Source organism: Alteraurantiacibacter aquimixticola, assembly GCF_004965515.1.
GTDB lineage: Bacteria > Pseudomonadota > Alphaproteobacteria > Sphingomonadales > Sphingomonadaceae > Alteraurantiacibacter > Alteraurantiacibacter aquimixticola.
Genome location: NZ_SSHH01000001.1, coordinates 833,150 through 854,809 on the forward strand (window position 1 = coordinate 833,150; position 21,660 = coordinate 854,809).

23 protein-coding genes and 1 other RNA gene are annotated in these 21,660 nt (G+C 64.8%); 8 read left to right on the forward strand and 16 right to left on the reverse strand.

Features of this window, described 5'->3' with window-relative positions; all coding sequences use genetic code 11:
- Positions 1–13: 13 nt before the first annotated feature.
- Genes E5222_RS03745 through E5222_RS03755 form a run of 3 tightly spaced genes read right to left on the reverse strand, consistent with a single transcriptional unit; the run spans position 14 to position 2,684 of the window.
- The gene (locus tag E5222_RS03745; protein WP_136692363.1) at positions 14–880 is read right to left on the reverse strand and encodes a P-loop NTPase fold protein; all 867 of its coding nucleotides are present in this window, start codon (positions 878–880) and stop codon (positions 14–16) included.
- The gene (locus tag E5222_RS03750; RefSeq protein ID WP_136692364.1) at positions 877–1,845 is read right to left on the reverse strand and encodes a 2-hydroxyacid dehydrogenase; all 969 of its coding nucleotides are present in this window, start codon (positions 1,843–1,845) and stop codon (positions 877–879) included. Before E5222_RS03750 ends, E5222_RS03745 begins: the two co-directional genes overlap by 4 nt.
- A 5-nt stretch (positions 1,846–1,850) precedes the next feature.
- Positions 1,851–2,684 carry a beta-etherase gene (locus tag E5222_RS03755; RefSeq protein WP_136692365.1) on the reverse strand — a complete coding sequence of 278 codons (834 nt, stop codon included), beginning with the start codon at positions 2,682–2,684 and terminating at the stop codon, positions 1,851–1,853.
- 75 nt (positions 2,685–2,759) lie between these two features.
- Between E5222_RS03755 and E5222_RS03760 the strand changes: the two genes are divergently transcribed.
- On the forward strand, positions 2,760–3,665 hold the full coding sequence (locus E5222_RS03760; protein WP_136692366.1) for an isopenicillin N synthase family dioxygenase: 906 nt from the start codon (positions 2,760–2,762) through the stop codon (positions 3,663–3,665).
- Here the strand turns inward: E5222_RS03760 and E5222_RS03765 are convergent.
- From E5222_RS03765 to E5222_RS03785, 5 genes are read right to left on the reverse strand one after another with little or no spacing between them, the layout of a single operon-like run.
- Positions 3,662–4,579: a ketopantoate reductase family protein gene (locus tag E5222_RS03765; RefSeq protein ID WP_136692367.1), complete on the reverse strand. Its 918-nt coding sequence runs from the start codon at positions 4,577–4,579 to the stop codon at positions 3,662–3,664. The two genes, E5222_RS03760 and E5222_RS03765, sit on opposite strands and share 4 nt — an antisense overlap.
- Positions 4,576–5,130, reverse strand: a complete 555-nt coding sequence (locus E5222_RS03770) for an NUDIX hydrolase (protein ID WP_136692368.1) — start codon at positions 5,128–5,130, stop codon at positions 4,576–4,578. Before E5222_RS03770 ends, E5222_RS03765 begins: the two co-directional genes overlap by 4 nt.
- A gap of 21 nt (positions 5,131–5,151) precedes the next feature.
- Positions 5,152–5,826 carry a TPM domain-containing protein gene (locus tag E5222_RS03775; RefSeq protein ID WP_136692369.1) on the reverse strand — a complete coding sequence of 225 codons (675 nt, stop codon included), beginning with the start codon at positions 5,824–5,826 and terminating at the stop codon, positions 5,152–5,154.
- Positions 5,826–6,662: a TPM domain-containing protein gene (locus tag E5222_RS03780; RefSeq protein ID WP_136692370.1), complete on the reverse strand. Its 837-nt coding sequence runs from the start codon at positions 6,660–6,662 to the stop codon at positions 5,826–5,828. Before E5222_RS03780 ends, E5222_RS03775 begins: the two co-directional genes overlap by 1 nt.
- A 26-nt stretch (positions 6,663–6,688) precedes the next feature.
- Positions 6,689–7,294 (reverse strand): LemA family protein, encoded by a 606-nt coding sequence (locus E5222_RS03785; protein WP_136692371.1) that lies wholly within the window; start codon positions 7,292–7,294, stop codon positions 6,689–6,691.
- Between the two features lie 141 nt (positions 7,295–7,435).
- Between E5222_RS03785 and mscL the strand changes: the two genes are divergently transcribed.
- The gene (gene mscL / locus E5222_RS03790) at positions 7,436–7,876 is read left to right on the forward strand and encodes a large conductance mechanosensitive channel protein MscL (RefSeq protein ID WP_136692372.1); all 441 of its coding nucleotides are present in this window, start codon (positions 7,436–7,438) and stop codon (positions 7,874–7,876) included.
- Positions 7,877–7,885: 9 nt separating this feature from the next.
- Positions 7,886–8,231, forward strand: a transfer-messenger RNA (tmRNA) gene (gene ssrA / locus E5222_RS03795).
- Between the two features lie 223 nt (positions 8,232–8,454).
- Here ssrA and E5222_RS03800 read toward each other — a convergent pair.
- From E5222_RS03800 to E5222_RS03815, 4 genes are all read right to left on the reverse strand, one after another.
- Positions 8,455–8,697 carry a hypothetical protein gene (locus tag E5222_RS03800; protein WP_136692916.1) on the reverse strand — a complete coding sequence of 81 codons (243 nt, stop codon included), beginning with the start codon at positions 8,695–8,697 and terminating at the stop codon, positions 8,455–8,457.
- 122 nt (positions 8,698–8,819) lie between these two features.
- Positions 8,820–10,067 carry an N-succinylarginine dihydrolase gene (locus E5222_RS03805; RefSeq protein WP_136692373.1) on the reverse strand — a complete coding sequence of 416 codons (1,248 nt, stop codon included), beginning with the start codon at positions 10,065–10,067 and terminating at the stop codon, positions 8,820–8,822.
- Positions 10,068–10,193: 126 nt separating this feature from the next.
- Positions 10,194–11,213, reverse strand: coding sequence for an arginine N-succinyltransferase (locus E5222_RS03810; RefSeq protein WP_136692374.1), 1,020 nt, complete (start codon positions 11,211–11,213; stop codon positions 10,194–10,196).
- Positions 11,210–12,421: a hydrolase gene (locus tag E5222_RS03815; RefSeq protein WP_136692375.1), complete on the reverse strand. Its 1,212-nt coding sequence runs from the start codon at positions 12,419–12,421 to the stop codon at positions 11,210–11,212. Before E5222_RS03815 ends, E5222_RS03810 begins: the two co-directional genes overlap by 4 nt.
- Before the next feature lie 200 nt (positions 12,422–12,621).
- Between E5222_RS03815 and E5222_RS16495 the strand changes: the two genes are divergently transcribed.
- On the forward strand, positions 12,622–12,780 hold the full coding sequence (locus tag E5222_RS16495) for a hypothetical protein (RefSeq protein WP_169053469.1): 159 nt from the start codon (positions 12,622–12,624) through the stop codon (positions 12,778–12,780).
- Here E5222_RS16495 and rsmA read toward each other — a convergent pair.
- The 4 genes from rsmA to E5222_RS03835 form a co-directional block, all read right to left on the reverse strand.
- A complete protein-coding gene (rsmA, locus tag E5222_RS03820) occupies positions 12,777–13,598 on the reverse strand; it encodes a 16S rRNA (adenine(1518)-N(6)/adenine(1519)-N(6))-dimethyltransferase RsmA (RefSeq protein WP_136692376.1) in 822 nt (273 codons plus the stop codon). The genes E5222_RS16495 and rsmA overlap by 4 nt on opposite strands.
- On the reverse strand, positions 13,595–14,605 hold the full coding sequence (gene pdxA, locus E5222_RS03825) for a 4-hydroxythreonine-4-phosphate dehydrogenase PdxA (protein ID WP_136692377.1): 1,011 nt from the start codon (positions 14,603–14,605) through the stop codon (positions 13,595–13,597). The genes rsmA and pdxA overlap by 4 nt, the downstream gene beginning before the upstream one ends.
- A gap of 21 nt (positions 14,606–14,626) precedes the next feature.
- Positions 14,627–15,964, reverse strand: a complete 1,338-nt coding sequence (locus tag E5222_RS03830) for a peptidylprolyl isomerase (RefSeq protein ID WP_136692378.1) — start codon at positions 15,962–15,964, stop codon at positions 14,627–14,629.
- A gap of 142 nt (positions 15,965–16,106) precedes the next feature.
- Positions 16,107–18,389, reverse strand: coding sequence for an LPS-assembly protein LptD (locus tag E5222_RS03835; RefSeq protein WP_136692379.1), 2,283 nt, complete (start codon positions 18,387–18,389; stop codon positions 16,107–16,109).
- A gap of 98 nt (positions 18,390–18,487) precedes the next feature.
- Between E5222_RS03835 and E5222_RS03840 the strand changes: the two genes are divergently transcribed.
- The 4 genes from E5222_RS03840 (at position 18,488) to ndk (ending at position 21,532) form a co-directional block, all read left to right on the forward strand.
- A complete protein-coding gene (locus E5222_RS03840; RefSeq protein ID WP_136692380.1) occupies positions 18,488–19,948 on the forward strand; it encodes a leucyl aminopeptidase in 1,461 nt (486 codons plus the stop codon).
- A gap of 20 nt (positions 19,949–19,968) precedes the next feature.
- Positions 19,969–20,409 carry a DNA polymerase III subunit chi gene (locus tag E5222_RS03845; RefSeq protein ID WP_136692381.1) on the forward strand — a complete coding sequence of 147 codons (441 nt, stop codon included), beginning with the start codon at positions 19,969–19,971 and terminating at the stop codon, positions 20,407–20,409.
- Positions 20,410–20,461: 52 nt separating this feature from the next.
- Entirely contained in the window at positions 20,462–20,965 is a 504-nt protein-coding gene (locus tag E5222_RS03850; RefSeq protein ID WP_136692382.1) for a hypothetical protein, read from the forward strand.
- 144 nt (positions 20,966–21,109) lie between these two features.
- A complete protein-coding gene (gene ndk, locus E5222_RS03855; protein WP_136692383.1) occupies positions 21,110–21,532 on the forward strand; it encodes a nucleoside-diphosphate kinase in 423 nt (140 codons plus the stop codon).
- Positions 21,533–21,660: the final 128 nt, after the last annotated feature.

Consider the following 21,660-nt stretch of genomic DNA (forward strand, 5'->3'; position numbering starts at 1 on the left):
TGCGAGTCCCCGGCTAGAGGCCTTTTGCCGGACCTTTGGGCGTCTGGTTGGGGCCGATCTCGAACACCATGTCGGCGCGGTGCGGCAGGTCTTCCAGCATGTGCAGCGTCAGCCGCTCGTAATGCTGGCAGAACCGGGCAAGCGCTGCATCGTCCATCACGCCCGGCGCATCGGGACGGGAAGCGCGCAGCTTTTCCTCCTGCTTGCGGCGATTGGCGATGACGGCATCGAAGCCATCGACCTTCAGCATCACCAGCATGTCGATCTGGTCGAACAGCTTCTTGTAGTCGCCGCGCAGCCAGAGATTGGCGACCGCGCGCCACACGCCTTCCGGGTCCTCGTTCCGCTCAAGGTCGTTGACCGGTTCGAGCAGTTCCTCATCGGCCTGCGGGGTGCAGCCGACGCACCAGCCTTCGAACAGCAGCACGTCCACCGGGCCGCTGACGGGCTGGGCTTCATCCATCCGGTCATCGGTCGCCTTGTCGAAGCGGGGGAGAGCGAAGGTGCGGCCGGCGCAAATGCTCTCGATGATGGAAATGCCAAGGCCCGGCGCATGCGTGCCGGGAACGCCGCGCGTGGCGAAGAGCGGGTGAATCTCGTTCGCCAGCGCCTGCCGTTCCTCGCGCTTGAGGTAGAGGTCGTCGATCGACAGCGTCACCGTACGCAAGCCACGCTTCTTGAGCAGCACTTCGAGGAAGGCGCAGAGCGTGGACTTGCCCGACCCTTGCGCGCCATTGATCCCGACCACGAGTGGCGAGGTGTGGGTCGCCCGCCGCGCAATCGCCGTGGCGAGCGGTTGCCAGTACTTCTCCACCGTGTCGCGATAGTCCGCTGGCAGGCCGAGCCCGGTAATCAATGCGTCGATAGGGTCCCCGTTCATCCCACGGGGTTAGGCAGTTCCTTATCGCTTGCATAGGCCCGGACATTGGCCAGTGCACACATTCCCATGGCCTCGCGCGTCTCGGAATTGGCGCTGCCCAGATGCGGCAGGAGCACGACATTTTCGAGACCGAGCAATGCTGCGGGCACTTGCGGCTCGGCTGGATAGACGTCGAGGCCAGCCCCGGCGAGGTGGCCGGAGCGCAGCGCATCGGCCAGTGCCTCGTGATCGACCACGCCCCCGCGCGCGGTGTTGATCAAGTAGCTGCCCGGTTTCATCACCGCGATGGCATCGGCATCGATCAGGTTTGCGGTCTCGCCGCCACCGGGAACATGCAGCGAAACGAAGTCAGCTTCGCGCAGCAGGCCGTTGAGATCAGGATGGAATGTCGCGCCAAGCTCCTGCGCCACGGCGGGATCGCATTCGCGCCTGCCATAGTACGCGACGCGCATGCCGAAGCCGTGATGGGCGCGCCGTGCGGTGGCGATCGCGATGCGGCCCATGCCGACGAGGCCCAGCACCTTGCCCTTCAGCGCGCTGCCGATCAGGTGCGTCGGTCGCCACCCGCTCCACTCGCCCGCACGCAGCTCCCGCTCGCCTTCGCCAGCGCGTCGCGCCGTCATCAGCAGCAGCGTCATGGCGATATCGGCGGTGGCATCGGTGAGGACGCCGGGCGTGTTGGTGACTGCGATATTCTTCGCCTTGGCAGCGGCGAGGTCGATATGATCGAAGCCCACGCCGTAATTGGCGATCAGCTTCACGCGGTCGCCGCCCGCGATCACATCGGCATCGATTCGGTCGGAGACGGTCGGGCAGAGCACGTCATACTCCGCCATCGCCGCGGCCAGAGCCTGCTGGCTCATCGGCACGTCGCTTTCATTCAGCGTGACGTCGAACTCTTCGGCCAGCGCGCGCTCGACCGCTTCGGGCCACCGGCGGGTGACGAGGACTTTCAGCTTCGACAAGGCGCTCAATCCTGCTTGAGGATGCGCTTGGTTTCGGCGCTGGTGGAAGCAGGGCCGGTATTGCGCTTGAATATGCCGCCCTGGCCCGCCTGCCGGTTGAAGGGATCGGGATCGCCCTCGCGTTGCTCCAGCCCGAAGATCTCGAACAGGCCGGGATGGTTGCCCAGTCCGCCGAACATGGCGCGCACCCGCTCCACCCAGTCACGCAGCGGATCGTCGGCGGCCAGCGCCGGCGTCGATGCGACCGATGCGAGCCAGAGGAAGCCGCCCATGATGCGGTAATCGGCATAGTTCGGCTCTGCGCCGCCGAGGAACGCATGCTCGCGCAAGGCCATGCGCAGGGGTTCGAGGCTGGCGGAAATCGGCGCCAGGCGATCCTCGCGTCCGGCCTGCACATCCTCCAGCTTGCCGCCCAGCATCACTTCGCGCGTGCTAGTGACATATTCCTTGTCATGCTCGTAACAGACGTTGCGATAATCGGCGCAGAAGCTGCGCATCCACGGCCCCACGGCGGTGCCCCAGAACCATGCATCCAGCGCCTTGGTCAGCGCGGCGGTGCTTTCATGCGGGATCAGCATGGGACGGTCGGGATAGGTCTGGTCGAGATATTCGACGATGCCCCAGCTATCGAGCACCCATTTGCCGTCATCGACGATGGCTGGCAGCCGCTCCGTCTTGCCGCCGGTTCGCTCCAGGATTCCGGTAAAGCCGCCTTCCACGATATCGAGATCGAATCCCTTATGCGTCACGGCGAACTTGGTCGCCCAGACGAAGGGGCTGATCGTCGCGCCAGTGGACACTTGCAGGTCGTAAAGCGTGATTGTGTTGTCGGCGGCCATGAAGTCCCTCTCTTTCCTATCCGTGGGGCTGACTATTGCTTGATGCGGCAAAAGGAAAGTGGGACACATTGCGCCATGTCAGAAATCGCATCCGTTTCACTGCAGGCCCCGCTCGACACCTTCTCCGGGGAGCTTGGCCGATCATTCGAGGAATATGGCTTTGCCGTGGTGCGTGACCACGGCATCGACCAGCAATTGATCAACCGTGCCGAAGAGCTTGCGCAAGAATTCTTCGCCCTGCCGGAGGAGGTGAAGCGGCAATATCACCGCCCCGGCCAGGGCGGCGCGCGCGGCCTGACGCCTTTCGGGGTGGAGACCGCAAAGGGCGCGAGCATTCGCGACCTCAAGGAATTCTACCATGTCGGGCGCGACCTGCCGGAGGGGCATCGGTACACCAAGTTCATGCCGCCCAATATCTGGCCGGACGAGCTGCCCGACTTCCGCCCGGTGATGCAGGACCTGTTCCTCGCCTTCGAATGGACCGGCAAGCGGATCCTGTCGGCCATCGCTCTGTATCTGGGAGAAGCGGAGGACTTCTTCGAGGACAGCGTGCGCGACGGCAATTCGGTCATGCGCTTGCTGCATTACCCGCCCGCGACCGAGGTGGCGGAAGAAGGCGCGATCCGCGCCGCCGCGCATGAGGATATCAACACGATCACCCTGCTGCTGGGGGCGGAGGAAGCAGGGCTGCAGCTACTGTCCAGACAGGGCGAATGGCTGCCCGTTGCCCCGCCGCCCGGCGCGCTGGCGGTGAATATCGGCGACATGCTGCAGCGCCTGACGGCGGGCAAGTTGCGCTCCACGACGCACCGCGTGGTCAATCCGGTGGGCGAGGCGGCAGCGCGATCGCGCTACTCGATGCCCTTCTTCCTGCATTTCCGGCCCGATTTCCTGATCGAGCCGATATATGAGGGCGGCGAGGAACCGATCACCGCGCAGGATTACCTGATGGAGCGGCTGCGCGAGATCAAGCTGGCCTAGGCGAGCTTCGCCTCTTCCAGCTTGACGAGGTGCCACAGCGTTTGTGTCACCGGGGCGGAAAGGCCTTTCTCTGCTGCTGCCTTCACGATCGCGCCGTTGATCGCGTCGACCTCGGTCCGGCGCCCCGCCTTCACGTCCTGCAGCATGCTCGCCTCATGGTCGGCATGGTCGGTCATGGAGACTTGCGTGAGGTCGTGGATCGGCTGCGCGTCGATCATCACGCCATGGGCATGGGCGGCGGCGACGCCTTCTTCCACGACCGCGCGGATCGTGGCGCGCGCTTCCTCGCTTGCGCCGAGGAAGCCGGGGGTGCGGCGGGTGAGGGCGCACATCGGGTTCATCGCCGCGTTGAAGATCGCCTTGGACCAGATGGCGGCGTGGATATCGGGATCGAGCTGCGCGGGCAGGCCTCCTGCGGTCAGCGCGTCCGCCACCGCCTGCGCCATGGCCGGATCGCCGCCGAATGCGGGATAGAGCTTCGAATAACCCTCGCCATGGCTGCGTACCTTGCCGGGGCCTTCGAGGTCGGAGGGGAGCATGCTCGCCCCCACCATCACCCGGTCATCGCTGACCACGCCCGCCAGCTTGCGGTCATTACCGAGGCCGTTCTGCAGGCTGAGGAGGTGGGTGTTCTCGCCGATCGCATGGGCGATCCCGGCCAGCGCGCCCTCGGTATGGAAGGTCTTGGTGAAGACGAGGACGAGGTCGAACGGCCCCGTCGCATCGGCGGGCAGGCGAGCGGGGATGGGGAGGTGCTCAACCCCGGCGCGCGTGTCGAGCTCCAGCCCGTGCGCATTGATCGCATCCAGATGCGGCTGGTTCACGTCGATCAGCGTGACATCGTGCCCCGCACGGTGGAAGGCCGCACCGAACAGGCAGCCCATCGCGCCCGAACCCAGAATGCCGATTTTCACAAAGATGCTCCCAAAAGCGTGAGGATACGCACGTCCACGGCAACGCCGCCCTTGCGGAATTGCTCCACGGCGTCGGGCAGGTCGGGAAGGGCGATGCGATGGACGATGATGTCCTCGCTCTCGGTCCCGCCGCCTTCGCCCACCTTGGTGAGACCGGTCGCTTTCAGCAGGGTGAAGCTCTCGCCTGTCAGCCCGGGGGAGGAGAGGAACTCGCCGCAATCCTGCCAGCTGGCGGCGGAATAGCCGGTTTCCTCGATCAGCTCGCGCTTGGCGGCGGCCAGCGGGTCCTCGCCTTCGGAATCCGGATCGTCGCCGATCAGCCCGGCGGGCAGTTCCAGCACGCGGGAGCTGACGGGCACGCGATATTGTTCGACAAGGATGACGTGCCTGTCCTGAGCGGAGCCGAAGGGGTCACCGTCGATGGGCAGGATCACCGCCGCCCTGATGCCGCGCGCACGACTGACATATTCCCACCGGCCGCGGCGCTTGGCGGTGATCCACTTGCCGGACCACATCACTTCTTCGGGCAGGTCTGCATCTTCGACGGACATGAAGACGCGCCTATCGCGCCGCTAGAGTACGATCAAGCGGTCCGGCAGTTCGTTATTGTCGTCCGCGCCGCGCGGAAAGTGCTCGGACAGCACCTTGCCGACATCGCGCACGCCGGCGGCGATGCCTTCTGCGGTGCAGCCCTTGCTGATTTCTTCGAGCATGTCCGCCATCGCCTCGCCCCACACTTCGGCGGGGACTATCTCGGCAATCGGCTCATCCGCGACGATTTCCGCGCGGTGTTCCTTCATCGACAGATAGATCAGCACGCCGGTGCGGCCATGGGTGCGCTTTTCCGCGCCGACCTTGAAATGGCGCACCGCCTGGGCGTGCACGCGCTGGCCTTTCACCGGGCCGGGGATGAGGAAGAAGCGCAAGGGATCCCATTGCTGCGCCAGCCAGGCGACAATGAAGGCGATGAGGCCGAGGGAGATGGTCATGCTGGCCAGCTGGCCGGTGGTCCATTCATGCAGCCACCCGCCCGACAGCATGTCCCAGAAGGACATAAAGGGCTGGGGGAGGAAGGCGAACAGGCTCATCGCGGTGAAGGCGAGGGCGGCTGCCCAGACCAAAGCGACGTCGGAATATCCGTCCGACCGGTCGGTGAGAACGGTCACGATCTCTCCGCTGGTGGTGGCTTCCGCCTCACCCACCGCATCGGAGACGATCCGGTGCTGATCTTCGCTCAATATCGGCATTACCAGCTCCCCGAAGCGCCGCCGCCGCCGAAGGAGCCGCCGCCACCGGAAAAGCCCCCTCCGCCGCCGAAGCCGCCGCCAAATCCGCCACCGCTGCTTCCGCCCCAGCCGCCGTGACCGCCCGAGGCGCCGCGCGCTATGGCCTTGCCGGCTTCCCACAGGATGATGTCGCCCACCACGCCGCCAACGCCGCTGCGATAGCGCCGCCGCCTTCCGCGGCCGCTCAGCATCGGCAGGACAAAGAAGAAGAACAGGAAACCCAGCCAGATCAGCCCGCCAATGGGAAAGCCGCCTTCGCGCTCCCGGCTCTGGCTTGCCTGCTGGGCCACTGCCACCGCCTCTTCCGGAGGCAATTCGAGCTGGGTGATGATCCGCTGCGCGCCCACCGCGATGCCGCCCGCATAGTCGTTGTTGCGGAAATAGGGCTTCATTTCCTCGATATATTCGAAGGCAAGGCCATCGGGCAGCACGGCCTCGACGCCATAGCCGGTCTCGATCCGCATCGCGCGCTCATTCGGGGCGACGATCAGCAGCACGCCGTCATTGCGCTCCACATCGCCTATCCCCCAATGGCGACCCAGCTGGTAGCCGTAATCGGCAATGTCATAGCCCTGCAGGCTGGCGAGCGTGACGACCACGAACTGCCGCTGGTTGCGCGCCTCGAAATCGAGCAGCACCTGCTCCAGCGCCTGTTCCTGCTGCGGGTCGAGCAGGTCCGCCTGGTCGACCACGGGTGAATTCGCGAGCTCGGGAAAGCTCGGCTGGGCGTGGGCCAGCCCTGAAAAGAGCATGGCCCATGCCGCGGCCAGCAGCAGCAGGAACTTCCGCATGGTCATTCTGTCACCCTCCGGGCGCGTGATCCTCACTCGCTGCGCATGTCGAGTTCGGGGGCGACCTCGGCTCCTTCGGTGACGGCCTGATAGGGTTCCATCTCTTCCGCGCCGTGGATGATGGTGGCGCCGATGATATCCGGGAAAGTGCGGATGGTGGTGTTATACTGGCGCACCGCCTCGTTATAGTCGCGGATGGAGACGCGGATGCGGTTCTCGCTGCCTTCCAGCTGCGTCATGAAGCGGCCGAAATTCTCCTGGCTGCGCAGTTCGGGATACTGTTCCACCGTCACCATCAGGCGCGAGAGGGCAGAGGACAGCTCGCCTTGTGCCTGCTGGAAGGCCTGCATCTTGCTCGCATCCCCAAGGTCATCTGCCGAGAGCTGGATTTCCGGGCGCGTTGCGCTGGCGCGCGCCTGGATCACGCCTTCCAGCGTCTCGCGCTCCTGCTCGGCCGAGGACATCACGATTTCCTGCAGGTTGGGAATCAGGTTGGCGCGTTCCTGGAAGGCAGCCTGCACATCGGCCCATTTGGCCTTGGCGTTTTCTTCCGCCGTGGGAACCGAGTTGATGCCGCAGGACGCCAGCGCAAGGCTCCCCACAAGGATGGTGAACAGGCGGGTCAGCTGCTTCAACATGTCGGTAATCCTCCAAAACCCCAATCAGGTGTGTTGTTCATATAGCACGGTGGCGCGGCGTTTCAAGGAAATGCCCTGCGCTTGCCGAATGTCCGCAATGCTGGCAGACCAAGGCCCCGGTTCGCAATAGGGAGTGGATCAATGCTTAACGATTTCAAGGAATTTATTGCCAAGGGCAATGTAATGGAACTGGCGGTCGCGGTGATTATCGCGGGCGCTTTTGCCACCATCGTAGCATCGATGACCGATGACCTGATCATGCCGATTATCGGTGCGATCTTCGGCGAGGTGGATTTCTCCGACAAGTTCATCGTCCTGTCGGGCGATGTGGAAGCCGGCATGTCGCTGGAAGCCGCGCGTGAAGCGGGTGCCAATGTCATCGCCTGGGGCAGCTTCGTGTCGACCGTGATCAACTTCCTGATCCTGGCCTTCATCATCTTCCTGCTGGTTCGCTATGCCAAGAAGGTGCAGGAGCGCTTCGAGAAGAAGGAAGAGGAAGCACCGGCAGGTCCGAGCGAGATCGACCTGCTGACGGAAATCCGCGATGCGCTGAAAGGCGCGCCGAAGGGCCCGATGGGCTAATTTTTCCAGTCACTTCACATTAAGCGGGCAGGTCCTATATAGGGCCTGCCCGTTTTTGCGGGCTATGGCGATAAATTGCGGTGTGCAATAGGCACAGCGGACCCGGGGGCAGTACCCGGCGGCTCCACCACAAATCGCTGGGAAACCAGCGTTTTATGACGGGGCCGAACCAGGATCGACGTGTGTTGAAAGGCACTGTTTTCGCTCGGGCTGAGTATCCCGTAAAACTGTTCAAAACACACAAGTGCCAACGATAACGAAGCACTCGCAATCGCTGCGTAACCTGACGTCCTAACGGACTGATCTTACAAAGCTAAAGCGCGGTTGGACCGACCGGGCAACAGAACGGATTCCGGGGCTCCGGGGGTAGCTAGCAACAGAAACCCCCACCTCAATTCACTGTCATCTGCGGCGCATACCGGCCTGCGAACGGCAATTCGCTGCGCTTCCGGTGCTCACGACCTTACAAGGTCGCTGCGCGCCGGTTCTCGCGCCTCGCCATTCTCGGCTCGGTCTGCACCACAGCTGACAGCAAATTGGTTGTGATAGATCGGAGGGACGGAACCTCGACCGGAGGCTTAGCCGTCGGTCTCGGCTTCTTCTCTCTCTTTCCGCTCGAATTCCAGACAATCGAGGATCTTCGCGCCCGCGAGGAACACCGCCACGGTGCAGGCGAAGAACAGCGTCCAGCCGCCCCAGCCGGGGAACTGGTCGAGATAGGAGGCGCCGCGCGTAGTCGCGCCGAGAGCAAGCGCGTAGATGATCACCAGGGCTTCCACCCGGGTCTTGATCACGAACAGCCTTGAAATCCGGCGCAGCATGGCTCCCTTTCTGTTTACCTTTTCCGGTGCAAACCCCATGCCAATGGCGGAATTCTGCGGATTCGGATGGTAAACGGGAGGGGGAGTGTAAGCGTTCCCGACAGGATTGGCGAATCCGGGCTTCAGCCCAGTTCGCCAAGCTGCAGCAATTCGAGCAATTTGCCGCGCGCTGTCCGGATGGTTTCGGCGAGCGCCTCGCTGCCGATGTCGCCGGGCGCGATGTCTTCCGGCCAGTACTGCGCGATCACCTTTTCCATCGCATCGGCCTTCGCCGCATCCAGCATGAAGCGCGGGTCCACCGTGGCGGGATCGGCCACCACGCGCAGGCGCAGGCAGGCGGGGCCGCCGCCATTGGCCATGGACTGGCGCACATCCACCACCTTCACATGCCGGATCGGGCCATTGCCCGCGAGCATCTGCTGAAGCCAGGCCCACACAGGCGTGCTGTCGCGGCATTCGGAGGGGACGACCAGCGTCATCTCGCCATTGGGCGGGGTGAGCAACTGGGCATTGAAGAGGTATGAGGAGATCGCCTCATCCAGCGAGACCGCGCCGGCGGGCACTTCCACCACCTGAGCGCCGGGGCAGCGCGCGCGGATCGCGTCATAGGTGGCGGCAGGATCGGCGAAGGCCTGCTCATGCGTGAACAGCACGCCCTCATTCGCCACGGCCACCACATCGTTGTGGAAGGCGCCGGCGGCGATGGCATCTGGGTTTTGCTCCACGAACAGCACGCGCTCGGGATCGAGGCCATGCTTCCTTGCCACGATGCGGCTCGCCTGTTCGTGCTGGCGCGCAGGGAAGCGGCCGCCGGTCCTGCCATAGACGAAGACTTCCAGTCCGGGCTCGCCATGTGATCCGGTAAGGCGCATGTGATTGGCCGCGCCCTCATCCCCGAAGCAAGGCGGCACCGGGCCATGCACGGCGAAATGCGCGCTATCGGCAAAGGCAAGCTGCAATTGCGCCAGCGTATCGGGCCATTCATGCGCGCGATGCGGCATGGTGACGAGATTGGCGACCGATAGGTGGCACTTGCCGTCCGCTGTATCCGGCGCGGGAGAGACTGTCGCCGCATTGGCCGTCCACATGCTGGAGGCCGACCATGCGCTCGCCACCAGGGCGGGATCGGTGTTCTCATCCGCCGCCAGCTCCTCCAGCCAGTGCATGTCCGGGCGGGGCAGCGGCAGCAGGAAACCCTGGGCAAGGCCCGTCTCCATGTTCCCGCGCATCTTGGCGAGGCCCTGCAGCGCGGCGGCGCGCGGGTGAGAGGTCTTGCCTGCATTGCGCGTGGCGGCAAGGTTGCCGAGGCTGAGCCCGGCATAATTGTGACTGGGGCCGATCACCCCGTCGAAATTGATTTCTCTCAGCATGCCATTTCCCTCGTCATTGCGAGCGCAGCGGAAGCGCAGCTGGCCTTGGCCAACCAATCCAGAGCGGTATGTGGAGGCCCTGGATCGCCGCGGGCCTCCGCCCCTCGCGATGACGATTGATGGAGTTCACCTGGCGATGCTCCACACCATGTCGCCCTTGGCCACACGCAGCAGGTCCGCCGCGCGGCTGTCGATTGCAATGCCATCATCGCGCAGTTCGCGCGCGCCATAGCAGCAGCGGAAATTCGCCAGCCTGCCCGCGGCGATCAGCGCCTTCTCGCCCGCTTCCAGCTCGATATCGACTACCGGGACGTGGGCGGCATTCTTGATGCTGGTGACGTTGTCAGTGCGCGCGAGCATGGTCGGGCCGCCGTCGAAAATGTCGACATAGCCTTCATAGGAGAAATTCTCGTTCTCCAGCATGCGCATGGCGGCGCGGCCATTGGGGTGCGGCAGGCCGATTACCTTGCGCGCTTCCTCGCTCAGCAGCGCGGTATAGACCGGGTGCTTGGGCATGAGGTCGGCGATGAACTGGTTGCCGTTGACCGCATTGAACTCGTCCGCTTCCTGGAAGCTCATGCCGAAGAACTTGCCGCCGATGGCATCCCAGAAGGGCGATCCGCCGCGATCATCTATAATGCCGCGCAGCTCCGCGAGGATGCGGTCGCCGAAACGCTCGCGATGGGCGGCGATATAGAGATAGCGGCTGCGCGCCAGTAGCAGGCCGAGGCCGCCCGCACGCTCATTCGGGTGGAGGAACAGCCCGCCCACCTCGCTGCATCCGCCAAGGTCGTTGGTGAGCACCAGCATCTCGGCGGTGACCGTGCGCTCCAGCTCGATCGAATGCTGGGTCAGCGTGGTCAGGCGATAGGAATAGAAGGGCAGGCTCTGGCCAACTTGCGTGAACAGCTGGCTGGTGCCGCGCACTTCGCCGGTTTCGGTATTCTCCAGCACCATGACGAAAAGCTCATCGGCAAGGTCCAGGTCCTCGCCATCGCGGGCAAAGCTCTGGCCCGCGCGTTCGAGCTTCGCGGTCAGCGAATTGCGGTCGGGCGGCAGGTTGGTGAAGCCGCCGCCGGTCAGCTTGGCCATCTCGTATAGCGGCTGCAAATCCGCCGGCGTGGCGGCGCGTATGATGAAGCTCATAAATCTGCCCCATTGGCCAATCGCGAGAGGACCAGCGTGCTGAGCGCGGCCCGTTCGGTGAGCGAGGGGACTATCATGAATTCGTCGGGAGAGTGAATCGCCCCTCCGCGCACGCCCATCGTGTCCACCACCGGCACGTGGCGCGCGGCGATGTTGTTGCCGTCGCAGACGCCGCCGGTGGGCTGCCAGCCGATGGTCTGACCGAGGTCTGCGCCTGTATCGCGGACGAGGTCGAACAGCTTCTGCGCGTGTTCGTCCACCGGCTTGGGCGGGCGGGTGATGCCGCCGTGGCAGTGGATCACGACTTCATGCTGCTTTTCCAGAAGCTGCAGCAAATCCTTGAGGTCGGAGGCAAAGTCCTCCGCCGCGACAGTCGTCTTCGGGCGGATGTTGAAGCACAGGACGGCATGGTCGGGCACGACGTTATTGGCCGCGCCGCCATCGATCTTCGCCGGGTTTATTGGCAGGTCGCGATGCTGCATCTGCTTCAGCCGTACCGCGCAATCGGCGGCGGCGACAATGGCATTGCGCCCGTCCTGCGGATTGCGCCCCGCATGGGCGGAGCGGCCGATGAAGGTGATGGAATAGTTGCCGCTGCCGCCGCGCGCATGGGCAAGCGTGCCGTCGGGCAGGGCGGAGGGTTCATAGGTCAGCGCCGCGTACTTGCCCTGCGCCAGCCGGTCGATCAGCGCGGCGGAGGAGAGCGAGCCGGTCTCCTCATCCGAATTGATCATCACGTCATAGCCGCATCGGGCCGCCGCCGGATCGCGCTCGAAAGCGAGCAGGACTTCGAGGATCACCGACAGGCCGCCCTTCATGTCTGCCGTGCCCGGGCCGTTGATGGTGTTGTCATCGAGCCAGGTCACTTCCTGGAACGGGTGGTCGGCGGGGAAGACCGTATCCATGTGACCGGTCAGCAGGAAGCGCCGTTCGGCATCTGGGCGCACGCACAGCACCATGTGCTGGCCGTGCGGCTTCTCCACTTCCTTGCCGTTCGCATCAACCGCGGTGACGCGCGCCGGGTCTTCCAGCGTGAGGTCGCCGGGCAGGGCGGCGAAGGCATCGGCCAGCTCGCCCGCGACCTGCTTCAGCCCGGCAAGGTTCCCCGTACCCGAATTGATCGCCGCCCAGTTGAGGGTGCGATCGAGCATGGCCTGCTGGTCGAGGCCGTCGAGAAGTGCGCGTTCCGAATGTTCTAATTGTTTCATATGCAACCGGTCTACCTGAGATGGGCGCACTGTCAATCGAGCGGTCGGGAAACCCGCCCGGAACAAGGTTAACGGCCCGACAAGGCTCTTCGGATATACCCCTGCGAACTTCAGGGGAATGAACGATGGGTTCTGCCGAGAGGAAAAGGGAAGAATATGCGCGTGCGCGGGCGGATGCACGGGCGCGCAACGGACCTGGTATGCGTGATGCACTGGAGGAAAATCCCGGTGCGATGGGGCGTTTCATCCAGTTCGCCATGTTCATCGCGACCGCGGTCAGCGCGGGCTACATCATGCTCGACCTGGTGGGCGACGGGCTGGCGCCGATGGAGCAGATCGCGAACGCTCTCAAGCGCTAGGCAGGGTCCAGCGCGCGGGCGATCGCCGTGAATTCATCTACCGAGAGCGTTTCGGCGCGGCGAGTGCGATCGATGCCCAGCTGTTCCAGTGCCGAGAGTGCGCCGGGCACGCCTTTCAGGCTCTGCCGCAGCATCTTGCGCCGCTGGCCGAAAGCGGCCTCGGTTACCTTTGCCAGGCGGCGGGCGGAGACACTTTCGGGAGCCTCAGCCGGCGTGACATGGACGATGGCGCTCATCACCTTGGGTGGCGGGGTGAAGGCGCTGCGATGCACCTTCATCGCCAGCTTGGCCTTGCTGCGCCACTGCGCCAGCACGGCAAGGCGGCCAAAGGCGGAGGTGCCGGGCTTCGCCACGATGCGTTGGGCGACCTCCAGCTGGAACATCAGCGTCAGCGAGGTCCATTGCGGCGGCCAGTCCTCCCCGTCGAGCCAGCGAGTGAACAGCGCGGTGCCGACATTGTAGGGCAGGTTGGCGACCACGGCGAAAGGCTCGCCCATCAGTTCGCCATGATCCATCGCCAGCGCATCACCTTCGATTACGCGCAGCTGTCCGGGGAAAGCTTCGGAAAGCTCGGCCAGCGCGGGAAGGCAGCGCCGGTCCATTTCGATCGCGGTGACGCGGGCGCCGGCGCGCAGCAGCGCGCGGGTGAGGCCACCGGGGCCGGGACCGATCTCCAGCACCGCCTTGCCCTGCAAGTCGCCCGGAATGGCGGCGATCCGGTCGAGCAATTGCTCGTCGAACAGGAAGTTCTGCCCCAGCGCCTTGGATGCGCTGAGCCCGTGCCTGGCGATGACTTCGCGTAAGGGGGGCAGGCTCACGCCGAAGCGGCCCGATGCGCCGCCGCCTCGCTCGCCATGCGGATCGCGGCGATCAGCGAGTCGGGTTTGGCGAGGCCCTTGCCGGCAATGTCGAAAGCCGTGCCATGGTCGGGCGAGGTGCGGACGATCGGCAGGCCCAAAGTCATGTTCACGCCCTGGTCGAAATCGAGCGCCTTCAGCGGCACCAGCGCCTGGTCGTGATACATGGCCACGGCCACGTCATAGGTGTCGCGCTTGTGGGGTGCGAACATGGTATCCGCCGGATGCGGGCCGGTGGCGTCGATCCCCTCGTCGCGCAATTGGGCGATGGCGGGGGCGATGATCTCTTCCTCTTCATGCCCCATGCGGCCCTTTTCACCGGCATGCGGATTGAGTCCGGCAAGCGCCAGACGCGGGCGCTCAAGCCCGAAATCGCGCTGCATCGCACGGTGGATCACGCGGCAGCGGCGCAGGATCAGCTCTTGCGTGAGAAGGCTCGAGACGTCGGACAGGGCGCAATGGATGGTCAGCGGCACGGCGCGCAGGCTCGGCCCCGCCAGCATCATCACCGCATCCTCTTCCTCGATCCCGCTGCTATGCGCGATGAATTCGGTCTGGCCGGGAAAGGCGAAGCCGATATCGGCGAGGTGCGATTTGGAGACGGGCGCTGTGACCATCCCCGATGCCGAGCCTGTCAGCGCCAGCGAAACCGCCAGTTCGAGCGACCCTAGGGCGAGTTCGGCCCCCTGTGTGGTCGGCTTGCCAGGCCACCAGGTCCCGTCGCCTCCCATGTCGAGCACGGGCAGGGCATGGGGGAAAGCGCTCTCCGCGTCCTGCGGTGCGGAAATAGTGGCGACGGGCAGGTCGATATCGCGGCTGGCGGCGGCGGAGGTCAGCACATGCTGGCCGCCCACGACCATGAAGGGCGGCAGGTCCAGCTGCTTGCGATAGGCCCATGCCTCGGCAATGATTTCGGGCCCGATGCCGGCCGGATCGCCCAGTGATATGGCCAGCACGCCCCCGTTCATTGTCCGCGCGCCATCAGTGGATCAGTTGTACTCGATCACCGCGTCGCGACGCAGGTCACGCAGGTAACGCTGGGCGCGGCGGTTGATCCGCTCGTTCTCCAGATTGCTCATCAGGTCGTCGAAATCGGGACCGGAAACCTGCTGCGGATCGTCGCGGCCGCACAGCATCAGCACGCGTACACCTTCCTGCAAATCGCCGAAGGGCGGGGTGGCCTGGCCGACATTTAGTTCAAGCAGCGCCGCTTGCAGCGCATCGGGCAACGCGCGCGCGCGGATCTGGTCGTTTGCGACCACTTGCGCGCCGATCGCCGCCGCCTTGGCATCGACATCGCCGCAGCCGTTCATCTGAGTCACGGTGGTGGCGAACAGGTCGGCACGCTGCTGCGCCTCGGCTTCGGGCATGCCCGGGGCGAAATCGAGCGAGATCTGCTTCAGGCTGAGGACCGCGTCGCGCGGGTCGGCCATGCCGATCTGGCGCCGGTCGATCAGCAGCAGCAGCGAAAAGCCGCCGGGAATCTCGATCGGGCCGGCCAGCTGGCCGGGCACCATGTCACGTGCGGCGGTTTCCAGCTGAGGGTTCTGCAGCTGCGCCAGCTGGATCCAGCCGAGGTCGCCGCCGACGGCACGGGTAGAAGCGTCCGAATATTGCCGCGCATAGGCAACGAAGGAGCCGCCCTGGCGCAATTGCTGGACGATCTGGTCGGCATTTGACAGCACGGCGTCGCGCGTGGCCGGGGTGGCGGAAAGGAAGATTTCGCCGATCCGGTATTCATATTGCCCGCGCGAGGCTTCCAGCCGGTCGAACAGTTCGTTCACCTCTTCGGTGGACACGTTCACGAAAGGCGCCACATTGCGCCGCAGCAGGCGGTCCCAGGCCAATTCGCCCTGGATCTGCCGCTTCAGCGTGCGCGGGGAAGAGCCGACGGAGCGCAGATACTCGTCCATCTGCTCGACGCCGCGATCGAAACGCTCGGCAGCGAAACGCTCATAGGCCTGGTCGACCTCTTCCGCACTCACTTCCATTTCCAGTGCAGCGGCTTCCTGCACCTGCAGCGTCTCGTCGATGAGATTGCGCAGCACCTGCAGGCGCAGGCGATCCATTTCCTCGGGCGGGATGGGCGATTCATTGGCCGCCACGATCAGGGCGACGCGATGATCCACATCGGTGCCGGTAATGATATTGCCGTTCACGCGCGCGGTGGCGCGGCGCACATTGGGATTCTCGGTAGAGAGGAAGTTGAAGTCCTCCGGAATGTCGAAGCCATCGTTCTGGGCCACGGCAGGGGCGGTGATGGCGGCCAGCGCAGCGGTCGCAGCCGCAATGCGCAAGGTCTTTGCGAACAGATTCACAGTCGTCATATTCCCACGTTTCGGCGCGGAAGCGCGCCCGATATTGCATCCCGACATGGCTTTTGCCGGCTTAACCAAAGCTGAGTGCGCGCCTGATAGCCAGTTTGTCCGCCCCTGCCAAATCCCCCGCCTTGCGGGCAGGGGAAAGCCATTAGCGGAAGCCCAGATTGCGCAGTGCGAAATAGAGGCGGAAGGAGTCGCCGCGCCTGGCATCGGCCAGTTCGATATAGTCGCGCCGCCAGGTGAAGCCGAGCTCGAGGCAATCGTCGGCATAGGCAATGCCGAGGCGCGTGCGCAGCGGTTCGAACCCGTCGGCGGCAAAGGTCGGATCCTCCTCGCGATTGGTGAGGTTGACCACGGCGGAACCGAAGACCGACCAGTAGCGGGCGAAGGCGATGCGCCCCGCGGCGCGCAATTCCTCGCGATCCTGCAGATCCTCGAATGTCAGGTCGATATCGCGATTGAGCCGCAGATAGCCGAGCTCGACATAGGTGCGGTCATTGCCCAAAGTCGCGTCGATCTCGTTGCGGCGGACGGCGAAATTGTCCTTGTCGAGCCGGAAGCGGTGGGTGAACTTCAGGAAATCGCGATAGCGAACCGTGGTACGGCCGACGAAATCGGACCATTGTTCGTTGAGGCCCGTGCCATCCGGGAACAATGTGGGCTGGTCGGTCAGGCGATAGGACTGGCCGATCGTCGTCTCCAGCCGCCAGTTGGGAAAGCTGGCCTGCCAGTCGACGCCATAGGTGACTCGCGCGCCTTCCTCCACCCGGTCATATCCGGGAAAGCGGTTGAGCGCGAAGAGGTTGGAATCCTCCAGGTCGATGGCGCGGGCATCCTCGTTCGGGACGTCGAGATTGCGGATATCGGGTGTGGCGACAAACTGCACGCGCGGGGTGAGGATCTGCGATCCGCCCAGGAACTCCCCGATAAAGGGCCATTTGATGTCGAGCGCGGCCAGCGCGACGCCGCGCGCCTGCCAGCCCGATTGCCCGCGATAGCTGATCGTCTGCGTCAGCTCGTTCTGGTCCGAGTGATAGACATCGCCGCGCACCAGGCCCGTCAGCGTCACTTCCTGGCCCATCGGCGTGATCCGCCGCAGGTCCCATTGCGCGCGGGCGAAGGCGCGCTGGGTGTCCTGGCCCTCGGCGCGCGTGATCGCCAGCGTGTTGAGCTGGAGGTTCACCGATCCGCCGGCGATGGGGTCCTGCAAACGCTTGCGATAATCGACCAGCGGCAGCGCCAGCGGCACCTGGCCCTGGTCCACCGGCACGAGCAGCGCCTGCGTCGCCCAGCCCGACAGCGAAAGGTAACTGTCCTCGTCGATCCGCTCGATATTGACGGTCGAACGCAGGCGGTCCTCGCGGCTGATATCATAGCGGCGCAGGAAAGTGCGATCGCTCGCCACGCGGACCGAGCCGGTAACGCTCCAGTTCGGGTCGAGCTGGTAGCGGCCATTGGCGAAGATGTAACCGCGCAGCGCATCCTCGCTGGTGGGCGTCGTGGAATTGAGCGGGATGCGCGTGGAATAGGTGCCGTAGCCGGTAACCTGGAACGCGCCATGCTCGCCCAACTGGCGATATTGCGCGGAGACCATCGGCGCCGCCCCGGTATAGACATAGCCGGTCAGCAGCAGGTCGCGATTGTCGGCGATGCGCCAGTAATAGCTGTCGGTCAGCTCGAAGCCGTTGGAGGCGGTGAGGCCGATATCGGGGATCATCACGCCCGTAGTGGCGCTGCCATCGGCGCGGATGACGAGGCCCGGCAGCGGCAGGATGCGCGCGCCGAACAGTTCGAGATAAGCCCCCTGGAAGCGGATGCGTTCGGTTTCGGCATCGTAAGTGACGCGCTCTGCCGTCACCCGCCAGCTGGGGCTTCGGGGACAGCCTTCGGCATCCACCACCGCGCAGGAGGAATAGACCGCCTTGTCGAGGATGATGTCGCCATTGTCGTCACGCTCGGCCATGTCGGCGGCGAGGCGGCCGCCCTGGCGGAAGGCGAGCAGCAGGTTGGCCATCGCGCCCGCCTTCAACTCGTCGGTCAGCGTCACACGCTCGGTGAACAGCTGGTTGCCGTCCTCGTCCACCACCCGCACGTCGCCTTCGGCCACGATGTCGCCGGTCAGGCGGTTCCAGCTGACGCTGTCCGCGCGCACCGACTGGTCGCCGGAACGGGCGATGACATTGCCGCGCGCGGTGACGATGTCGTTCTCTGCATCATAGCCCAGCTCGTCGGCTTCAAAGCCGATGCGCCGTTCGCCATCGACCGATTCGGCCGGGATGGAAGGAGGCTCGGAATCGGGCTGCGGCACATCCTGCGCCTGCGCCATATGCGGTACGGCCAGCAGTGCGGCCGCCGCCAGCAGGCGAGCCGTAGGCGTGGCGGGCAAGCGGCGGATCGAGGCTTGCAGCAGGGTCTGCGCGGCAGGGAGCATGGCTTGCCTATCGCACCAGCGCGCCTTAACTGCAACGCCAGCATTTGCGGGATCGTCACAAGCCCGCCTACCCCCATTCGAGTCCATTCGGAGAACCCATGAAGATCACCTTCGCCGCCACCGCCCCCCAGTCCCCCAAGGTGCTGGCCCGCATCGTGGAGCAGGACAAGCTGCCCGCGGACCTGCCCGCCGCCGTCGCTCGCGGCGCAGAAGCCTCTCGCTTCACCGGCAAGCCGGGCCAGCTGTTCGAAGGTTTCGTGGAAGAAGGCGAAGGCGTGACCCGGCTGGCGCTGGCCGGATCGGGCACGGCCAATGGCGACACGAAGCTGGCGAACCTGGAAAAGGCCGGCGCGGCGCTGGCGGCCAAGTACCTGACTTCGGGCGAGACGAGCATTGTGCTCGATCTCGGCCATGGCGGCCTGTCCGCGCAGCAGGCCTCGGCCGTGCTGATGGGCCTGCGTCTGCGCAGCTGGCGCTGGGATGCCTATCGCACCAAGCTGAAGGACGAGCAGAAGAAGTCGCTGGCGGAAGCCGTGGTCATCGGCGCCCCGGAAGGGACCGAGGCCGAATGGACGGTCGGCGCCGCGATTGCCGAGGGCGTCGAATTCACCCGCGAGCTGGTCGCGGAGCCTGCGAACGTCATCTACCCCGAAAGCTTCGTTGAGCGCTGCAAGCAGCGCTTCGACGGTACCGGGGCGGAGCTGGTCGTGCTCGACGAGAAGGAAATGGCCGAGCTGGGCATGGGCGCGCTGCTTGGCGTGGCGCAGGGCTCGGTCCGCAAGCCGCGCCTGCTGGCGATCAAGTGGATGGGCGGCAAGACGGGCGAAAAGCCGCTCGCCTTCGTTGGCAAGGGCGTCACCTTCGATACGGGCGGCATCTCGCTGAAGCCGCCTGCAGGCATGGAAGACATGAAGTGGGACATGGGCGGCGCGGGTGCCGTCGCAGGTGCGATGCTGGCGCTGGCGAAGCGCAAGGCAGCCGCCAATGTCATCGGCGTGGTCGGCCTGGTGGAAAACATGCCCGACGGCAATGCGCAGCGTCCCGGCGACGTGGTGACCTCCATGTCCGGCCAGACGATCGAGGTCATCAATACCGATGCCGAAGGGCGGCTGGTGCTGTGCGACGCGCTGACCTGGACGCAGCGCAATTTCGATCCGAAGATCGTGGTCGACCTCGCCACGCTCACCGGAGCGATCATCATCTCGCTCGGCAATGAACATGCGGGCATGTTCAGCAATAATGACGGTCTCGCCGACCGGCTCGATGCTGCTGGCAAGGCCGTGGGTGACAAGCTGTGGCGCATGCCGATCGGCCCGGCTTACGACAAGCTGATCGACAGCCCGATCGCCGATATCAAGAATGTCGGCCCGCGCTGGGGCGGATCGATCACCGCCGCGCAGTTCCTCCACCGCTTCATCGACGAGGATCGTCCCTGGGCGCATCTCGACATCGCGGGCATGGTTTGGGCGGACAAACCCGGCGCGACCTGGGACAAGGGCGCAACCGGCTTCGCCGTACGCCTGCTCGACCGTTACGTTCGCGATCACGCGGAAGGCTGAGAGGCGGTAGGCCGAAAATAATGCGGGTCGACTTCTACCGCCTTTCCCGCGACCCGGCACCCGCTGCCGTGGCGCTGCTGGCGCGCAAGAGCGTGGAAGCAGGCAAGAAGGTGCTGGTGGTGGGCGAGGGGGAAGGACTCCTCCCCACGCTATCCAAGGCGATCTGGGAAGGCGATCCGCCAGCCTTCATCGCCAATGGCATCGCGGGCGGGGAGCACGATGCGCGCCAGCCGGTTCTGCTGGCGGAAAAGGTCGAACCCGCCAATGGCGCAAGCCTCCTGATCCTCGCCGATGGCCAGTGGCGCGATCCGAGCGAGAAGTTCGAGCGCGCAATGCTCGTTTTCGACGAGGCGACCATCCAGCATGCCCGTGATACCTGGCGCATGCTGGGCGAGGGCGAGGAGGTCGAACGGCATTTCTGGAAGCAGGACGATGCGGGCCGTTGGGTCGAAGGGCCTTGACCTTGTACCTGCCAACGGGACAACTGCCGGTTAGAGACAGGGAGGTGAGGTAATGCGAAAATTTCTGGGAGCGGCGGCGTCCGCGATGCTGCTGGCAGCCTGCGGTTCGTCTGACGAGGGGACCATCACCACCGAAGACGGCGAGATGAGCTACAGCGCCGATCGCGATAGCGATGAAGTGACGCTCCGGATGAGGGGCGAGGACGGTGACGAAGCCACCATGCGCATGGGCGGTGCGGATTCGGGCGACGTCGAGCTGCCCGACGGCTTTACGATCTATCCGGGCGCCACGGTGGACAGCCACATCACCATCGGAGGCGATAATCGCCAAGGCGCGATCGTCAACATGACCAGCCCGGATTCGCCCGATAAGATCATCGCCTTCTACCGCCAACAGGCCGATCGGGCGGGTGTTACCATTAATTCCGAAATCAGCGCGAATGGCATGGAGTTGATCGGCGGCGAGAAGGAGGACGGCACCGTCCTTTCTGTCAGCGCCATGCCCGATGACGATGGCCCGACCATCATCCAGCTGACGGTGGGCAGGGACGGCTGAGCCGCCCCATACCCAGCGTTCCTCCTGCCTGCTCCGGTGCCTCGCGCTCTTGCCCAATGCCGGCAAGGGCGCTAGGGGCGCGCGCGACCGGCCCGTTCAGAGGCCGCTAGACTTCAAAATCACAATCTCGCGAAGGAACACCCCATGGCGGTCACCCGCACTTTCTCGATCATCAAGCCCGATGCCACCAAGCGCAACCTGACGGGCGCCGTCACCAAGATGCTGGAAGAGGCCGGCTTGCGCGTCGTTGCTTCCAAGCGCATCCACATGAGCCGCGAACAGGCCGAAGGCTTCTATGCGGTTCACAAGGAACGCCCCTTCTTCGGTGAGCTGGTCGATTTCATGATCAGCGGCCCGGTCGTGGTGCAGGTGCTGGAAGGTGAAGACGCCGTGAAGCGCAACCGCGACATCATGGGCGCGACGAACCCGGCCGATGCTGCCGAGGGCACGATCCGCAAGACCTATGCCGAATCGATCGAAGCCAATTCGGTCCACGGTTCGGACAGCGAAGAGAATGCCGCGATCGAGATCGCCTTCTTCTTCAAGCCGGAGGAAATCGTCGGCTAATCTCTCTGTCCAAGAGAGATTTCTACCGCCCTCAAGTAGCGAAGCGGTAGGGCAGACAAAAAACCCCGCCGGAGAAATCCGGCGGGGTTTTTTGATGTGCCGCAAGGTGAGGGCGGTGCGGGCCCGCT

Bases quoted from the DNA above. Each gene is read 5' to 3' on its own strand.
- E5222_RS03745 (WP_136692363.1), bottom strand. From the start codon at position 880: ATGAACGGGGACCCTATCGACGCATTGATTACCGGGCTCGGCCTGCCA.
- E5222_RS03755 (WP_136692365.1), bottom strand. From the start codon at position 2,684: ATGGCCGCCGACAACACAATCACGCTTTACGACCTGCAAGTGTCCACT.
- E5222_RS03760 (WP_136692366.1), top strand. From the start codon at position 2,760: ATGTCAGAAATCGCATCCGTTTCACTGCAGGCCCCGCTCGACACCTTC.
- E5222_RS03770 (WP_136692368.1), bottom strand. From the start codon at position 5,130: ATGTCCGTCGAAGATGCAGACCTGCCCGAAGAAGTGATGTGGTCCGGC.
- E5222_RS03775 (WP_136692369.1), bottom strand. From the start codon at position 5,826: ATGCCGATATTGAGCGAAGATCAGCACCGGATCGTCTCCGATGCGGTG.
- E5222_RS03780 (WP_136692370.1), bottom strand. From the start codon at position 6,662: ATGACCATGCGGAAGTTCCTGCTGCTGCTGGCCGCGGCATGGGCCATG.
- E5222_RS03785 (WP_136692371.1), bottom strand. From the start codon at position 7,294: ATGTTGAAGCAGCTGACCCGCCTGTTCACCATCCTTGTGGGGAGCCTT.
- mscL (WP_136692372.1), top strand. From the start codon at position 7,436: ATGCTTAACGATTTCAAGGAATTTATTGCCAAGGGCAATGTAATGGAA.
- E5222_RS03800 (WP_136692916.1), bottom strand. From the start codon at position 8,697: ATGCTGCGCCGGATTTCAAGGCTGTTCGTGATCAAGACCCGGGTGGAA.
- E5222_RS03805 (WP_136692373.1), bottom strand. From the start codon at position 10,067: ATGCTGAGAGAAATCAATTTCGACGGGGTGATCGGCCCCAGTCACAAT.
- E5222_RS03810 (WP_136692374.1), bottom strand. From the start codon at position 11,213: ATGAGCTTCATCATACGCGCCGCCACGCCGGCGGATTTGCAGCCGCTA.
- E5222_RS03815 (WP_136692375.1), bottom strand. From the start codon at position 12,421: ATGAAACAATTAGAACATTCGGAACGCGCACTTCTCGACGGCCTCGAC.
- E5222_RS16495 (WP_169053469.1), top strand. From the start codon at position 12,622: ATGCGTGATGCACTGGAGGAAAATCCCGGTGCGATGGGGCGTTTCATC.
- pdxA (WP_136692377.1), bottom strand. From the start codon at position 14,605: ATGAACGGGGGCGTGCTGGCCATATCACTGGGCGATCCGGCCGGCATC.
- E5222_RS03830 (WP_136692378.1), bottom strand. From the start codon at position 15,964: ATGACGACTGTGAATCTGTTCGCAAAGACCTTGCGCATTGCGGCTGCG.
- E5222_RS03835 (WP_136692379.1), bottom strand. From the start codon at position 18,389: ATGCTCCCTGCCGCGCAGACCCTGCTGCAAGCCTCGATCCGCCGCTTG.
- E5222_RS03840 (WP_136692380.1), top strand. From the start codon at position 18,488: ATGAAGATCACCTTCGCCGCCACCGCCCCCCAGTCCCCCAAGGTGCTG.
- E5222_RS03845 (WP_136692381.1), top strand. From the start codon at position 19,969: ATGCGGGTCGACTTCTACCGCCTTTCCCGCGACCCGGCACCCGCTGCC.
- E5222_RS03850 (WP_136692382.1), top strand. From the start codon at position 20,462: ATGCGAAAATTTCTGGGAGCGGCGGCGTCCGCGATGCTGCTGGCAGCC.
- ndk (WP_136692383.1), top strand. From the start codon at position 21,110: ATGGCGGTCACCCGCACTTTCTCGATCATCAAGCCCGATGCCACCAAG.